Source organism: Flavobacterium myungsuense, from assembly GCF_042677265.1.
In the GTDB taxonomy this organism is placed as follows: Bacteria; Bacteroidota; Bacteroidia; order Flavobacteriales; family Flavobacteriaceae; genus Flavobacterium; species Flavobacterium myungsuense.
In genome coordinates this window covers 12512-29265 of the sequence record NZ_JBHTIZ010000005.1, presented here as the reverse complement: position 1 = coordinate 29265, position 16754 = coordinate 12512, and the positions used below count along the sequence as shown (strand labels likewise).

16 protein-coding genes are annotated in these 16754 nt (G+C 32.3%); 1 reads left to right on the top strand and 15 read right to left on the bottom strand.

All coding sequences use genetic code 11. The features are described 5' to 3' along the window. Positions 1-2 precede the first annotated feature (2 nt). From ACFQ0S_RS00590 to ACFQ0S_RS00580, 3 genes are all read right to left on the bottom strand, one after another. The gene (locus tag ACFQ0S_RS00590; protein ID WP_379755580.1) at positions 3-839 is read right to left on the bottom strand and encodes an ABC transporter permease; all 837 of its coding nucleotides are present in this window, start codon (positions 837-839) and stop codon (positions 3-5) included. Positions 840-926: 87 nt separating this feature from the next. After that, positions 927-1820 carry an ABC transporter ATP-binding protein gene (locus tag ACFQ0S_RS00585; RefSeq protein WP_379755583.1) on the bottom strand — a complete coding sequence of 298 codons (894 nt, stop codon included), beginning with the start codon at positions 1818-1820 and terminating at the stop codon, positions 927-929. Positions 1821-1888: 68 nt separating this feature from the next. Beyond that, positions 1889-2128 (bottom strand): hypothetical protein, encoded by a 240-nt coding sequence (locus ACFQ0S_RS00580; protein ID WP_379755586.1) that lies wholly within the window; start codon positions 2126-2128, stop codon positions 1889-1891. 259 nt (positions 2129-2387) lie between these two features. Between ACFQ0S_RS00580 and ACFQ0S_RS00575 the strand changes: the two genes are divergently transcribed. Beyond that, positions 2388-3446 (top strand): hypothetical protein, encoded by a 1059-nt coding sequence (locus ACFQ0S_RS00575; protein ID WP_379755589.1) that lies wholly within the window; start codon positions 2388-2390, stop codon positions 3444-3446. Between the two features lie 95 nt (positions 3447-3541). Here ACFQ0S_RS00575 and ACFQ0S_RS00570 read toward each other — a convergent pair whose 3' ends face one another. The 12 genes from ACFQ0S_RS00570 to ACFQ0S_RS00515 form a co-directional block, all read right to left on the bottom strand. Beyond that, positions 3542-3841: a type II toxin-antitoxin system RelE/ParE family toxin gene (locus ACFQ0S_RS00570; protein ID WP_379755592.1), complete on the bottom strand. Its 300-nt coding sequence runs from the start codon at positions 3839-3841 to the stop codon at positions 3542-3544. Next, positions 3823-4059 carry a hypothetical protein gene (locus ACFQ0S_RS00565; protein ID WP_379755595.1) on the bottom strand — a complete coding sequence of 79 codons (237 nt, stop codon included), beginning with the start codon at positions 4057-4059 and terminating at the stop codon, positions 3823-3825. Before ACFQ0S_RS00565 ends, ACFQ0S_RS00570 begins: the two co-directional genes overlap by 19 nt. Positions 4060-4273: 214 nt before the next feature. Continuing rightward, the gene (locus tag ACFQ0S_RS00560; RefSeq protein ID WP_379755598.1) at positions 4274-5173 is read right to left on the bottom strand and encodes a CfrBI family restriction endonuclease; all 900 of its coding nucleotides are present in this window, start codon (positions 5171-5173) and stop codon (positions 4274-4276) included. Further along, positions 5170-6549, bottom strand: a complete 1380-nt coding sequence (locus ACFQ0S_RS00555) for a DNA methyltransferase (RefSeq protein WP_379755601.1) — start codon at positions 6547-6549, stop codon at positions 5170-5172. The genes ACFQ0S_RS00560 and ACFQ0S_RS00555 overlap by 4 nt, the downstream gene beginning before the upstream one ends. A 176-nt stretch (positions 6550-6725) precedes the next feature. Then, positions 6726-7784 (bottom strand): nucleoid-associated protein, encoded by a 1059-nt coding sequence (locus ACFQ0S_RS00550; protein WP_151108248.1) that lies wholly within the window; start codon positions 7782-7784, stop codon positions 6726-6728. A 106-nt stretch (positions 7785-7890) separates the two neighbouring features. Further along, complete coding sequence (locus tag ACFQ0S_RS00545) at positions 7891-8430, bottom strand: IS1096 element passenger TnpR family protein (RefSeq protein ID WP_379755604.1); 540 nt, start codon at positions 8428-8430, stop codon at positions 7891-7893. Between the two features lie 133 nt (positions 8431-8563). After that, the gene (locus tag ACFQ0S_RS00540) at positions 8564-8956 is read right to left on the bottom strand and encodes a hypothetical protein (protein ID WP_379755607.1); all 393 of its coding nucleotides are present in this window, start codon (positions 8954-8956) and stop codon (positions 8564-8566) included. A 144-nt stretch (positions 8957-9100) separates the two neighbouring features. Next, the gene (gene pheT, locus ACFQ0S_RS00535; protein WP_379755610.1) at positions 9101-11521 is read right to left on the bottom strand and encodes a phenylalanine--tRNA ligase subunit beta; all 2421 of its coding nucleotides are present in this window, start codon (positions 11519-11521) and stop codon (positions 9101-9103) included. A 50-nt stretch (positions 11522-11571) separates the two neighbouring features. Further along, positions 11572-13686 carry an ATP-dependent DNA helicase RecG gene (recG, locus tag ACFQ0S_RS00530; RefSeq protein WP_379755612.1) on the bottom strand — a complete coding sequence of 705 codons (2115 nt, stop codon included), beginning with the start codon at positions 13684-13686 and terminating at the stop codon, positions 11572-11574. Positions 13687-13996: 310 nt separating this feature from the next. Beyond that, positions 13997-15067, bottom strand: a complete 1071-nt coding sequence (locus tag ACFQ0S_RS00525; RefSeq protein WP_379755614.1) for a serine hydrolase domain-containing protein — start codon at positions 15065-15067, stop codon at positions 13997-13999. 250 nt (positions 15068-15317) lie between these two features. Next, positions 15318-15737 (bottom strand): DM13 domain-containing protein, encoded by a 420-nt coding sequence (locus ACFQ0S_RS00520; protein ID WP_379755617.1) that lies wholly within the window; start codon positions 15735-15737, stop codon positions 15318-15320. A gap of 11 nt (positions 15738-15748) precedes the next feature. Further along, positions 15749-16663, bottom strand: a complete 915-nt coding sequence (locus ACFQ0S_RS00515) for a hypothetical protein (RefSeq protein ID WP_379755620.1) — start codon at positions 16661-16663, stop codon at positions 15749-15751. Positions 16664-16754 lie beyond the last annotated feature (91 nt).

Below are 16754 nucleotides of genomic sequence, written 5' to 3'. Positions count from 1 at the left end.
TACTATAAATCTCTTTTTTCTAGTAATTTATAAGACATTAACATAAAAATAACGGTCCACGCTAATACAATGAGAATGCTGTACCAATGCACACTATAATCTTTAATGTTTTCGATACCCATTTGTGTTCCTATACTTTCTATGGCAGATAATCTAGTGATAGGTTCTACAATTAAATTTGACATCGCTTCTAAAGGAAAAAATTGTGAAATATAAGCTGAGACATTGCCTTCTGGAAATAGTTTAAATGATAAAATTCCTTTTGCAATTCCTTCTATAATATTCCAAACCATCAAAAAACCCAAGGCAAAAGCCGAACGTTTTACTAGAATTCCCAAAAATAAACAGAACGAGAAAAACCCCACTAGTTTAATAAAATAGGCTAAAATATATTCAAGACCAGAAAAAATAATACTAACTTCATTATATGACGAAAAGTATAATCCTAAAATAAGCGACATAAAAAAAACAAAAACCGTCGAGGCTGCTGCAAATAACACTACGGTTAAAAATTTAGAAAGTATGAATTCTTTCTTGCTCATTCCGTCTATTAAGTTTTGTTTTAAAGTGCCATAACTGTATTCATTTGCCATCATCGAAACGATTACAATAGCAAGAAAAAGTTTTAAAATTGCCGCAATATAGGTGTTAAAATGCCAAATAAAAGGAAAGTTGAAAATTCCCATTTCAGCCAAATGAAATTTTAAAAAGCCAATATCGAACTTTATAGAGGCTATTAACGCAATAAATGAAAGTACAATAAAATAGGAAATAGTCAGCACTCTACTGGCTCTGTTTTTCCATATTTTTTGTAATTCTATAGCTAGTAATCTTTTCATTAATTTTTAATTAGGATTTGTTTTTAATTTGAATTTTGTCATTACAATTTATAATTGCTATTGACATTGCTATTGAAATTATTGCTACTACTTCTTTGTCAATTCTAAAAATTGCTCTTCTAAACTGTTTTTGCGTTTAACTAAGTGGTTTAAAAAAATGTTTTTCTCAAATAAATAGCGGTTTAATTCTGATGCTTGCAGTGGAGATTTTAGATAAACTAATACTTTACTATTTTCATCAATTACTTTTTCTATTGCCGGATGTTGCAACAAAACAGATTTTAGAACACGATTATCATCACTTTCTAATTCAAAAAAACCTTCATTACTTGTCATTTCGTTTACCCTGCCAGAATATAATATTTCGCCTTTGCGTAAAACCAACACATGAGTACATACTTTTTCTACTTCGTCTAATAAGTGTGATGCCAATAAAATAGTTGTTCCTTGCGCTGCGATTTGTTTGATAATATCCCGAATTTGATGAATCCCTTGTGGGTCTAAACCATTAGTAGGTTCGTCAAGAATTAAAATTTCGGGGTCGTTTAGTAGGGCAGAGGCAATTGCCAATCGTTGTTTCATTCCTAGCGAGAAAGTACTGAACTTGCTGTTTTCTCTTTCTAATAAACCAACTAATTCAAGTTTTTCGTATACTTTTACAGTATTGATGTCTTTAATTTTACAAACCAATTCTAGATTTTCTCTAGCCGTCATGTACGGATAAAAATTAGGACGTTCTATAATTGCACCTACTTTTCTTAAAGCTTCATGGGTTTGCATAGTGCCTCCAAACCAACTGTAGTCACCTGATGTTTTATTGACAACGTTTAAAACAATACCTAATGTAGTCGATTTACCACTTCCGTTTGGGCCTAAAATTCCGTAAACATTGCCTTTTTGTATTTCTAGAGAAACGTTTTTTACCGCATGAACTGAGCCAAAACGTTTGTTGAGATTTGTAATCGAAAGAATAGTTTCCAAATTTTCGTCGTTTTATTTTTATAGGACGAACAAGATAGGGAATTGTTACCTTAAATGGAAACTAAATTTTAAACCAAATGATGTTTTTTTTGATAAAATAGTTCTAAAGTTTGATTAATGTCTTTCAATTCAGGGGTTAAGAAAATTTTTCGTCCTTTTTCATCATTAGTCAATTCTATTTTGCAAGTACAACATTTAAATTCTTTAAAATGATTAGTTATATTTCTAGTGGTTACAAAACGATGTCCAAAAAAGCAACACCATAGTTTCCTCCAAATAAAAACGGTCTTGGTTTTAGAATTTGACATACTGCAGAAATGTTATTTTGTGAGGTAAACTTACTTAAAAGTATGACGAACAGCAAACTACATCGACTAAGTACTTGTTTTTTGCAAAAACATATAAATAAACTTACAAACAGGTTTGTTTTCAAAAAACTGATAAACAGTAGTTTAGAGCTGCTGGGTTTTTATAATTGGAATAAAATAACTCTTTTGAAATAATCAACTTACTTTAGTTTCAATACCATTTTAATTTTATTGTAAGTTTGTATAAAATTGAATAGTAATGAGTGAGCCTTTAATGCTTTTAAAGAAACCATCTTATCCTGTTAATAGTTCATTAATGGAGTATTTAGAGCGTTTTGATCGCAAATCGAAAGTTTCAATTAGTTATGATGATTTATTGCGTTTTTCTGGTTCGGTAAATGTTTACGATGCTGAAAACCAAGATACTTTGTGGATTCGGGTTTATTATACTGAATTTGAAAGAGCCGAAATTGATTTGACATTAAAGAAAATTTATTCGCTCTTGCATTCTGATGGTAATTTAGGGATTATTAAGTTTTTGAACGTAGATTGTATAGACTACTGTACATTCGGAAATTCTAAGCCTTTCCGAATAAAAGTAAGAAACATTCTCAACGATAATTATACTCATTTTTACATCAAGAAAGCTGATGCATCAAGAATTTATGGTTTAGAATTAGAGGACATTCTTTCGCCTGATAAAATCAATTTTTTAGTGTTTAACGATACACTAATAGAAGAGCATATTATTGGAATTCCAGGCGATGTTTTCATTAAAAAGCATTTAAAAAAATGTACCGAAACCGAGAAAGCTCAAATTGCAAAAGAGTTCGTCAAGTTTAACGAGCGTTGCATGATTAGGTTGTTAGGTGATATGCGCGCTTATAATTATGTTATTGTACCAATCCACGATTTTGATCATATTGTTTTTAAAATTCGCCCTATAGATTTTGACCAACAATGCTACGAAGGAAATTTTAAAGTGTACAGACCGCAGTTTTTTAAAGAAAATTATCCAATGGTGCAATTGGTAAAAGGAAAATTAGAAGAAAGTTCAATCGAGCAATATAAAAATGAGGAACGAGCTGCTCTAGCAAAGCGAATTCACTCAGCCGAAAATCGTGTCGAACTATTAATAGAAATTATGGGAAATGATTCAATTGCCCCTGAAGCCAATTTGAAACAATTAAAATTAGAATTGTATCGTTATACCAATGACATCAATTTTAAAAAAGCCAAATCTATGGGAAATGTTATGAAAGCTGCCTTTGGATTTGTAACTCGAAATTATAAGAATACAAATGCATTTGATAGGTAAAGTGTTTTGTATACTTTTTTGTTAAAGTCAAATAAATAGAAGAAAATTTTATCTAAAAACTAACAATATAATTAGGTGGATTTTTTGTAAAGAATTTATTTAATCTTTCTATTTTTTATATCTTGTCGATTATCCCAAAAAGATAAAATTTCAATTCTATTTCCATTTATTTCATAAAATATGAGATAATCTTTCATCGAAATTACACGGGTAAATTTATTTGAAGTCAATCTCCCGATTTGCTCAGCTTTTGAAAGCGTTTTTAATAAATCTTCGACTTCGCTTAGGATTTTTAAACTATAATTTGAGTTTCCATTTCTATTAACATAAAACTCAAGTACATTTGATAACTGAATTTTTGCTAGTTTTGACCAAACTATTTCTTTTTCAGCCATTGCTTCATTTCTGAAATTACTTCTTCATTTTTAAAGAACTGACCGTTTTTAATGTCACTTTTTCCTTTCTCTATAACAGATTGTTGTTCAGAAGATAATTGAAATAGTGCCTGTTCAGAAGAGTCAAAGATGGTTTGAAGAGCATTAAGAAAATTCAAATCTTTTGAATCTTTAATTCTTAAAATTAAATTCTTCTTTATCTGTGAAGTCATGTTCATATCGATTCATTTAATTACTCAAAAATAAAGATTTATTTTTAATTAGTAGATTTTTTAGGTCTAATTATTTTAACTAACGTTTTACATCTTTTCTAAGTAACTGATTTAGAATAACTTACTTTTATTTTAGCACTTATGTTCATTTGAAAACCAAATGTTCAATTTAGCACTGAACCGCCACTTTTGCCAAACCCGTGTTAGGCGTTCGTTGTTCTTATTTGTCAAGCAATTCGCTTAATATTTTGTCCAAATGCTCGTCTAAATTTCCGTTGAATTCTGTGTGTGGAATGCCAAGTTCTTTTAAAATTTGTCCAAATCGTTTATAGCCATTTTCGTCACGAAGTTCTACCCATTTTACATTTAGTCTATCAGCTTCTCTTTTGTTCAAGTCAGAAAGTTTATCTGATACAAAAACGTTGCTTTCTCTTGCAAAAATTGCGTCTGCACTTTCTGGATTTCCACGTCCCATCATTTTAACTTCGCATCGTGAGTAGGTGTCGCCATTGATTAAATAAAAATCAACTTCTCTAATGCTTGATGGAATTTTACTTTGGTCAAAATGTTCAAAAGGAACACTATAAACTTTACAAAGCGATGCCATTAAATATTTTTCTACTCTTTTACCTGCTGTACTCCAAAGTCCACCACGAAGTGCTGAACGCTTTACTGCAAGTGTGTTTATAACAATTAAACTTTCATTTATATTAAGTTCAACGCTTACTCCTCTAAATTTAATTGTCAATGTTAAATCAATGTCGGGTTGTGCCTCAATTAAGTTGCTTATTGATTGATAAAGCACATCATAATGTTCGTTTGAAGCGTCAATTACAATTTCTTTTGATGCTGAATTATACATATTCGTAATAGTTTTTTTGTTCAAACCAGAATTGATTGCAATTTCATCTGAACTCAATTTACTATTCAAAAATGTTTGTTTATACCAGTCAACTGTAACGTCTTTATTTGCAAATTTTGCTTCTATAACTTTTTTGAAAAAGTCAATGGCAAATTGTAGAAATTCAGCATTAATCAAAGCAACAACTTCAATTCTATAATCTTGTCCTTTGACAAGACGTTTTATAATGTTTTTTACTACTTGGTCTGTTAATGTCATTTTGCTATTTCTTTGAATTGTTCTAACGTTAAAAATTGTGTTTTGCGTTCATTAAAAATGCCTTGCGGTTTTGACTTGGCTTGCATATATTCAAAATATTTTTGCTCCTGTTCTGTTAAGAAAAATAATCTATCCAATGCTTTTGCTGTTTTTCCAACAGTCCCACTTCCGCCAAATGGGTCAAAAACTAAGTCGCCTTTGTAAGAATAGTATTGGATAACTCTTTTGCAAAGTTCAACTGGAAAAATTGCAGAATGTACCTTGTCAAAACAAGGGTCAATTTTCCAAACATTTGTATTTTCATATCCGTCTGCTACTTTGCTTTCTAAAACAGTTTTATAGTCATAACTTCTAATATTCCAGTCTAAAAGTTTTTCTGTTGTTTTTCGGTAAACCATTAAATATTCTGTTACACAATTAGGTTTGTAACCTAATGGTTTTCTATGTTGCATAAAACCACCAATGCGATTTTTTACACTTGCTTCGGGTTTTAGCCAAACTATATCGTCTATAAATTCCCAACCGTTTTTTACTAAATATGGATGCAAGTCAAAAGGTATTCCGTATCTTTTGCTTGAATGAGAACGGCTAACCCTCGGAATAATAATTGGAGAAGTATTTACAATTAAAAAACGTCCTTCTTTTGTAATTCTATGTGTTTCCTTAAATACTTTTTCTAGGAATTCCAAATACGCTTGATAGCTTGGATATATTGAATAATCTCTTGCGTTGTAATAAGGTGGCGATGTAAAAGTTAAATGGACACTTTCGTCAGGCACAAACTCCAAAGCCTTCAAAACATCAGCATTTACAACAGTGTTTTTTAAATACTCATAAGTATCGGTGTGCGGCAGCACACCGATACTTTGATTATCTTTTGCAAAATATTCTTTGTAAATAACTGTCCTAACCATTTCGTTAGGGTGATTTATTAAGGGTTTTAAATGTTCTTTCACATCTTCGTCTTTTTCAAAGACTAAAAGTCCACGAATAGCTTGGCAAACAATTTTTGGGTCTTCGTCTGTCAAAAATTCAAATAAAAGTGGTTTATTATTAACGCTTCTTTGTCTGCCGATAGATGAAATTATTTCACGTCTTACACTTGTGTCGGTTTCAATTTTATAAAGGTCTGAAAGTTTAGCTATGTCTGTTTTACCGTTTAATTTTCCAATGTTTTTTACTGCATTTAGTCTTACTTGATGATGTTGATGTGTCAAAAGTTCGTACAAAAATGAACTGTCAAAATTAGATGGAAGTTGTCCCAAACTTTCAAGAATGAAGTTGATTGTACCAACGTCACGTTGATTTTTCACAAGGTCGGCAATGTCACCATTTCCCTTATGTTTAAGTTCCTTAATTTGTTCTTTCGTTATCATCTATTCTTTATGTTTTGTCAATGGTCAAAGGTAATCAATTTTAAAAGAATTTGGTTTGTCTGTCCGCGAAGTTTTGATTGTTGCAATGTCGCCCTACAATGACGCCTAACTTGCAGATAGTGATTACAAAATCAAACTTATCTACCTTTATTTGGGTGTATAAGTATGACAAATATTTAACTCTTCTGCTCCTTATTAAAGTAAACCAAATAATAATACATTTGTTTTTCTTCGTCCCAGCCTTTTTCTACATATTTTTCAGCACTTTCGGGATTAATAAAATCCATTTTTATTTGAATGTGAGTGTCTAGATTAATCACGTTTTTAATCGATTTTCTAGCATCAGAAACCGCTGCATTAGCTATTGGAAAGGTCGTAATATCTTCAATGCTGTATTTCTCCCCTTTATCTACTTTATAGTTTTTAAACTCCGGAATCAAATCAGGATTGTCTAATACTTCGTTCAAGAAATTGGTTTCTTCAAACTGGTCGTTTTTAGCAAAATAGTTCACAGATCGGTTCATGAACATTACTTCTTCTTTCTTGTCTTCGGCTGGGAAAACAACATCTTTGGCAAATCCTTGACAGAATTTCAAGTACTTTTTAGTAATGAAATTTTCGTCTTCAAAAGCATCTACAGAAAGGAAATGTTCCAACCAATATCTCGCATCATAACGGTTGCTATCAACAGTAAGAATCTTGTAGCCTTCTTCTTTTTTATGGTTAAATATGATACAGCCTTTATCTAATTTATTCAGGTTGATTCCGTGTTGTAAAATCATTTCTAACGACGTCTCTTTTTCTTCAAACTGTAAAAAATCAGATTGTATTTCGCTTTTAAAAATCCCTATAGCATCTACAACATTGTTATCAATATTTAAATTGGTCAAATAGGTTACATACACTTCGCCATTTTTAATATGAGGATGATTCGATTGCTCGAATAAATGCGTTGTTATATTTTTAGAAACCGCATGAAAATTACTTGGGTTTGTAAAAATTTCTGAAGCATATTTATACATGTCATTGTAATCTAAATCTACTTCATGTGCAAACTGATAATAATTTTCCTCTTTTTCCCGAAAAGGTTTAAAGAAATATTCTTTAATTAAGGGAACAATCTCATCATTTAGAGAGTAGGGTTGTTCTGACAAGAAAATAGCTTCATTGCGGCTTTTATTTCCAACGCGATGTATGGAAAGTGTTTCGATGTGGGTATTGTATAAGTTTATCATTTTTTTTAATTTCAGAATAAAGAACCAAGATAAAAGACATTATAGAAGTCTCCCATCTTGGTTCTTATTTCTTTATTCTATTTTCTATTCTCTATTTTCTGTACTTTTAATTCCAATTTTCTTCAAAGCCATAATCTTCAAAGTTTTCGCCACCATCAAGCATGTCTAAATCTTCTTCATCAAAATCATCTTCAAATTCGCCATAAATATCATCGTTCATATCAGCTTCAAAATCTTTTTCAGGAGCGTCTAGTGGCATTATTCCATGCGAAAAGAGTGTTTCAGGATACACATTTCCAAGTGTTTGTTCTTCTATTGCAGCTAATTCAACAAGAAATGTCCACATGTTTAGAAAATCATAAACATAAATGATTTTGGTGTTTTCTTTGTTTAAAATTTCTGACAAAACATAATCACTCATTATTTTTTGTTCGCCTGGAACATCGCCAGTATCAAAAAGCGAAATCTCCTCGTCCTGATTCCATTTATCATCACAAGTATAAAAGGATGCAATTTCTAGACCATCAAACCCAAATGCATTTACAATAGCGTTATGTAAATCTTCTAAAGTATCGTCTTCAAGTATAGCAATGTCTCTGAAAACATCGTCTTCGGTATCGAGAATTACTCTAAATTTATAAACCATAATCGTATTTTTTGTTGAAAAAGCAAATGTAAAATATAAATTCTGAATTTTAGTTTTTTAGACTGTTGGATTTTTAGAAATAAAATTTATTAATTCTTAAATAGTATGAGTTGGAAATGGGAGTATATTCAATTTACTTTTTTACTTCATTACAAAGTCCAATAATTTGATGTAAAACAGTATGAACTTCTGTTATGGCTTTCAATAGTTCTTCATCAAAAGCTTTAGAAACTACTAATGCATGAAGCGTTTTGCTTTTAGCTAGTAAATTTTCTGATAGTGTTAAAATTTCTTTCGTTCTATACTCCTCCGGAATGTCTAATTGAAGTAAATTGTTGGCTTTGTTCATTAATTCTTCGGAGCGCGATTTTAGGGGTTCTATATTTCCTTCTTCGGCTGGATGAAATGTTTGTGTAACAACAACTTGTAAATCATTTATTGCAGTCCATTTATCAATAGTAGTTTGCGCCGTTATAGAAGTAGCTAAACAAAGGAATACAATTAGTGAAACTATCTTTATTTTCATTAGATATAAATGCTAAACATTAAATAAAGGTAATGATTTTTTAAATAGATATAAAAAAGGAGTATTAAATCTTTAAATAGAAGATGCAAAAAAAATCCCTAAACTTAAAATTCAGGGATTTATTATATAATTTATAATTTGATTTTATCTTAAACTTGCTCCAAGTTCTGCAATAAAATTCTTTTGCAATTTAGTCATAACTTTATCAATTTGCTCGTCTGTTAGTGTTTTTGAGCTGTCTTGAATGGTAAAACTTACGGCATATGATTTTTTCCCTTCAGGCAAATTTTTCCCTTGATATACATCAAAAAGATTAATATTCTTCAACAATGTTTTTTCTGATTGACGAGCAATTTTATAGATTGAGTCGAAAGGAATATTTTCATCTAGTAATAAAGCTAAATCTCTTCGCACTTCTGGATATTTAGGAATATCTGTAAATTTAATTTTGTTAGAAAGTAGTTTTAAAACCAGAGCCCAATTAAAATCGGCAAATAACACTTCTTGCTTTACATCAAAATGTTTTAAAATCGTTTTTTTAATTGTTCCAAATTCTACTACTATTTCATCACCTACAGCTATCGCAATTCCTTCGGCAAAAACATCAGATTTAACAGGTTCATTTTTGGTTTTACAAATTCCTAATCTAGAAAGTATTGCTTCAACATAACCTTTGAATAAAAAGAAATCTGTAGCTTTTTCTGGACTTGTCCAACTTTCCTCCGTTCGATTTCCAGTAACAAAAAGTGTTAGATGTTTTTGTTCCTCATAACCTGTTGAGAAATTATGATATGATTTTCCGAATTCGAATAATTTTAAATCAGAATTTTTACGATTAATATTATAGGAAACGGCTTCTAATCCTGAGAATAATAGCGATTGCCTCATAGCGGATAAATCGCTACTTAAAGGGTTTAGCATCATTACATTATGCTCTTTTTGCAATAGCTCAGATAGTTCGACATAGTCTGGTGAAGTCAACGAATTGGCCATCATTTCATGAAATCCTAATGCGTTTAGTTGTGTTCCAATAATATTTTGAACTTTATAATCTTCGGTTCTAGCCGAGTTGGAAACAGTCGCATTTAGTTTTTTAGTAAAATTGATGTTGTTGTATCCGTATACTCGAAGAATTTCTTCAATAACATCAACCTCTCTTTGTACATCAACTCTATAAGCCGGAACAGTAAGTCCTAATCCACCATCGGTAACACTATTAACTTTAATATCAAGCGATGCCAAAATCTTTTTAATAATTTCTTTTGGTAATTCTTGGCCTATTAATTTTGTTGTTTTTGCAAAATTTAAAAACACTGGAAAATCAGCTATTTTTTTAGGATATACATCTATGATATCCGATGTAATTTCGCCCCCAGCTACTTCCTGTATTAGTAAAGCGGCACGTTTTAAAGCATATTCAGTAATTGCAGGATCAACTCCTCTTTCAAATCGAAAAGAAGCATCAGTACTTAAAGTATGTCTTTTGGCTGTTTTTCTTACACTAACAGGATCAAAATAAGCACTTTCTAAGAAGATATTTATAGTGTTTTCAGTAACCCCCGAATTTTTTCCGCCAAAGACTCCAGCTATGCAAAGCGGCCCTTTGTCGTCGCAAATCATTAAGTCTTCTTCGTGTAAGCTACGTTCTATGTCATCAAGAGTGGTAAACTTTGTTCCCGTTGGTAGCGTTTTTACAACAATTTTGCCATTAATTTTAGAAGCATCAAATGCATGTAGAGGCTGTCCTAATTCATGCAAAACATAATTAGTAACATCTACAATATTGTTTTTAGGATTTAATCCAATTGATTTTAAACGGTTTTGCAACCATTCTGGTGACGGTTTTACGGTAATACCCGAAATGGTTACTCCGCAATATCTAGGAGCTAGTTTTGCGTCTTTAACGGAAACATCAATTTTTAAAGTACGTTTGTCTACCCTAAAATTACTAACAGAAGGCGTAATCAATTCTACATTTACACCACTTTGAATAAGTCCTGCTCTTAAATCTCTAGCCGTTCCTAAATGACTCATCGCATCAGCGCGGTTAGGGGTTAATCCGATTTCGAATATTTCATCATTTTCAATTTTAAATACTTTTGCAACCGATGTTCCAGATTTTAATGCAGCGTCTAAAATCATAATACCTTCATGACTTGTTCCTAGACCCAATTCGTCTTCGGCACAAATCATTCCGTGACTTTCTTGATCCCTAATTTTTCCTTTTTTTATAACAAATGAATCTCCGTTTTTATCGTAAAGAGTAGTTCCTATGGTGGCAACAGGTACTTTTTGTCCTGCTGCAACATTACTGGCGCCACATACTATTTGAACTGGAGTTCCATCGCCTAAATCCACAGTTGTTACTTTTAATCGGTCGGCATTAGGGTGTTGCTCACATGTTAGAACATGACCTACAACAATTCCTTCTAGACCTCCTTTTACCGATTGGTATTTTTCAACAATCTCTACTTCAAGTCCTAAGTCAGTTAATAATGCTGCAGTTTCGTCAGATTTCCAATCAATTTTAATAAATTGTTTTAACCAGTTGTACGATATTTTCATGTTACTTTTAATCTATTTTCAAGTTGCCAAAGATAATTATCAATTATCATTTAGCTAATATAATTCCAAATATTTTTCTTTTTTGTCAATTCAATAAATGCCAATCTTAAAGCAGCATGTTCTGGTTTTAACATAGGCGCATCATCTTTTAAAAGTTTTATCGCATGATGCCTTGCGAGCAATAAAATGTCTTTGTCTCGAACGATATCAGCAATACGCAAGTTAAGTACGCCACTTTGTTGGGTTCCCATTATATCACCAGGTCCTCTTAACTTCAAATCTACCTCGGCAATTTCAAATCCATCATTGGTGCGACACATGGTTTCCATTCGGGTTTTACTGTCGCTTGATAATTTATGCGAAGTCATTAATATACAATAACTCTGTTCGGCTCCACGACCCACTCGACCTCGCAATTGATGCAGTTGTGAAAGTCCAAAACGCTCGGCACTTTCTATTATCATAACACTAGCATTAGGGATATTTACACCTACTTCAATAACTGTTGTAGCAACCATTATGTTTGTTTTTCCCTCTGCAAAACGTTTCATTTCAGCATCTTTATCGGCAGGTTTCATTTTGCCGTGAAGAATTGAAATAGCATATTGAGGAAGTGGAAAATCTCTAGAAATACTTTCATAACCGTCCATTAAGTCTTTAAAATCCATTTTTTCAGATTCTTGAATCAGTGGATAAACAATATAAATTTGTCTGCCTTTGGCAATTTCGTCTCGAATAAATTTCCAAGCTTTCAATCGGTTACTGTCAAAACGATGTACGGTTTGAATGGGTTTTCGCCCAGGAGGCAGTTCATCAATAACTGAAATATCCAAATCTCCATACAAACTCATGGCTAATGTTCTCGGAATAGGGGTAGCGGTCATTACTAAAACATGAGGAGGTATAGCCCCACCACCTTTTTTCCACAATTTAGAGCGTTGTTCTACGCCAAACCGATGCTGTTCATCTATAATGGCTAAACCTAAATTTTTAAATTGTACTTTGTCTTCTAGTAAGGCATGCGTTCCAATAATTATATGCAAGCTACCGTTTTCTAGACCTTCATGAATGATCTTTCTTTCAGAAGTTTTAGTTGAACCAGTAAGTATTTTAATATTGATATCTAATGATTTAGCTAACTCACTCAATCCTAAAAAATGCTGATTGGCTAGAATTTCTGTTGGAGCCATTAAGCACGATTGAAAACCGTTGTCTAGTGCCAAAAGCATACTCATAAAGGCTACAATGGTTTTTCCAGAGCCCACATCACCTTGCAACAATCGGTTCATTTGGGCTGGATTTCCCATGTCGTTTCTAATTTCTTTGAGGACTCTTTTTTGTGCATTGGTCAAATCAAAAGGCAAATGGTTTTGAAAAAACGTATTGAAATAATCGCCAACTAGCGAAAAAGGATGTCCTTTTATTTTTTGTTTTCGGATGAGGTTCTTGGTAATCAGTTGCAGTTGAATGAAGAACAATTCTTCAAATTTCAAGCGGAATTGAGCCTTTGCTAAAGCATCAGAACTTTTTGGGAAATGGATGTTAAAAAGTGCCGATTTTTTTGAGATTAACTTTAATTCATCAATTAAATAATGTGGTAAAGTTTCAGAAAATAGATCTTGGGTTTCCTGAAACAATTGTTGCATAAGCTTATTAACCACTCGATTAGAAATGCCACGATTCGTCAAGGTTTCTGTAGATGGATAAACGGGTTGCATAGCAGAACGTAAACTTTGCTCGTGTTCCGAAAGCAATTCAATTTCGGGATGTGACATACTGAAAGCGCCACCAAATAAAGCACATCTTCCAAAAATTACGCAAACTTCATTGAGTTTTAAACTTTCTTTAATCCATTTGATGCCTTGAAACCAAACCAATTCTATTTGTCCAGTATCGTCAGTAAAAGTTGCAACCAATCGCTTTTGATTTTTGCCAAATTCTACGGTTTTGATGTGAATAATTTTACCGATTATTTGTACATCTGTCGCATTGTTTTGCAATTCATTGATTTTGTAATAGCGCGTCCTGTCAATGTATCGATTAGGAAATAAATGTATTAAATCTTCATACTTATGAATTCCCAGCTCTTTTCGGAGTAGCTCCCCACGATTGGGGCCAACACCTTTAAGATATTCGATGGGAGTTTGCAAGAGATTATTGGACATTTTAAATTTTTTAGAAAAGAGAATTAAGAGAATAGATTATAGAATAGAGATTTCTCTGATCTATTCTCTTTGTTCTATATTCTTTTATCTTTTAAAAGCGAAGATAGTTTTTTGTTTGGAAATTAGAAAATGGAAGAAAGGAGATTATTCCTTCTATGCGAATGGATAAGTTTAATCAGAGCAATCATTAAAAGTATAAACCATTAAGAGATTTAAGAAAGTTAAGACAAAAAAAAGCTTTCGAGATGAACAGGTAAAGCCAACTTAATTTTCTTAATGGTTCAAAAAAATCAATATATTTATATTCCTACTAATTAATCACAGCATTTATTTTCTCCCAAAGCGCATTATCAAAACCAGATACCGCAAAATAGGGGTCCTTGGGGTTAGCGGCGTCACCCATTCGTACAATAACCATTTTTTTGCTTGGCACTACATAGATACGCTGGTCGCTGGCTCCCATTGCGGCATACATATCCGCTGGCGCATTGGGCACTAAGGAGCCTGGATAAACCGTTTGTTCACTCGGAATCATGTATTTTGTTTTGCCGTTCAACCACCACAAATAGCCGTAGGAAGGATTGATATTTTGAGAAGTAGCCGTACTTTCATTAAAAAAGATTTCGTTAATAATTTGCTCATTATTCCATTTTCCTTTGTTGAGCGCTAGAAGACCAAATCTTGACATGCTTCTAGTCGTGCTTTGATAGATGGTGAATATAGTACCGAAATTCCAAAAGCCATCCATCCCTATTTTGTTTTTTAGTTTTTCGTTGAAATAGGTTTCAAAAGGTTTTCCGCTGGCGTCGGCGACTACATCGGTCAGTTTCTGAAAGACATTACCATAAGCCCATCTCGTTCCGGCATCAGCAATATAGGTTAGATTGGGTTTTACAATCAATTGTTTGGCATCATCAATTCCAGAAGTCATGGTCAATAAGTTTCTAACGGTAATCAGGTTCTCTTTGGCCAAGGGCATGTTGGTCCATGCGGTTCCTAAATAATCGGAAGCTTTGTTGTTTATAGACAATAGACCCTCTTGTTCCGCTATGCCTGTTGTTGTGGCTACCAATGTTTTGCCGGCACTGTTCCATTCCCAAGTGTCTGTTGCCGTGTGACCGTTAAAATAGTCTTCCATGACAATTCTTCCATTAACCAGTATTATGAACGATTTGGTATTTTTGTCGATTAGAAAATCTTTTAAGGGTTGCACCGCACTTTCATTCCAACCTAGACTAGAGAGTGATTTCGTTTCCCAACTGGAACTTGTTGTTGGGAAATACATCGATTCGGTTGGTACAGATTGATTCGTATCGTCAATGTTGCTGCAACTTGAAATGGATAGGGATAGCAGGATAAAAAGGGTAAAAGACTTTATCATGGTTTTTGGTTTTTATTTGCTTGTTGGACATTGTTTTTAATAAAAGGTTTAAAAAGTGTTTGATTTTTTGTGAACCTATTTGATGAATTATAATTTTTAAAAAAAAGTATTCAACAGTTCGGGTATTGCCGAAGGCGGGGATTTTTAGCGCTAAAGTTCATAAATATCCCTAATGTTCAAATTAGCACAAAAGTTTCTAAATATGTGTTTCGGCCGCGCTTTTGGCAATACTTTATTGTGTGCAGTTTTTTTATGGTACTAATGTTGCGTAACCAAAATTCACATTAAAGTCCACGCACCAAACTACAACGTATTTATATACAGTAAAGTCCGTATTTGCTGGTAAATCATAAATATAATTTCCGTTTAATCCTTTTATGTCACCTAAGTTTATAAATCCTTCATTCACATTGGATAAATTTGAAACCAAATAAATATCCAAGTCTGGACCTGAATCAGATTTGAAATCAGTAAAGTTTAATTTAGTTTTTTCTTTGTTAATCGTTACATTTCCGCTTGTGGGATGAGCAGAATTAACAAATGAACCTTTAAATACTGTATTTTCAATTGGTGTTGTAACTACTTCATCATCCTTAGAACATGAAATGAGAAATGTAGACATAAGCATTAAGCATATTATCTTTGTGCAGGCATTTTGAATTGTTTTCATATTATTTATTTTTAAAATTTAACTTTATATTCTAAATTAACTATAAAACTCCGTGTCAGTCCGTCTGGTCTTGCATCTCTTACCACAAAAGGAATTCCTACATTTAGTTGTAAATCACTTTTACTATTGATTTCATAATCGAGATAGGCATTGCCGTTTAGCGTTAGTCCTTGTGAACCTTTTATTTCATTTTCAATTTCTAAATCATCTGTGTATTTATCATTGGACAAATGAAAAATCGGCAATAAACTGGGCGTAATTCTAAATTTTTCTCCCAACTTCATAGGATAAGAAACCCGTAGCAATACATCGCTGCTTCGTTTGAATTGATTGGTCGATTGAAAGTCGCTAATTTTTGAATTTATCGGATAATTTTCAGCCAAAAATTCGTTTTTATTTTGGCTCAATGGTTGTTGAAAAGCAAGAACTATTTGTAATTTCTTAATTTCATAACCTGCCCCAAAAATCAAGTCAAATGTTCCTAAACTACTTTGGTAATCCATTGGCAAAGCAATATTATTTTTCTTTTTGTTCCCAGCGGTCAAGGGAATTTTTGTACCAAGAATAAGTTTTAGTTTTTCATTTACTTTATAATTTCCTGTTAAGTAAATGTCTGAAATACCGAAATTTGAAATTCCATTGCCACTTTGAGAAAGGGAAGTGATTTTTGCATCAATCCCAAAACTATTTGTAACTTGTCTGTTGTATTCAATATAATTCCCGAAAATAGATATAGAATTATCTGCACTTCCTAATGAAACACCCACTTTTACTTGATTTGTACTTTTTATTATAGTGTCGCTACTATTTGGTTTTATGCTATTTATTGTGCAAAATCCTGCATCGCTACAACCTTGTGCATTTGCGTAATAAGTTGTCAAACTTAAAATGAATATTGTTAAAATTTTAAAACTTGTCTGTATCATATTTTTTAGTTACAATTATTTTGTTGTGGTTGCTGTCCTAAAATTGCACACAACTTGTACATACTCGATATAAACTATAGACTATCACCCC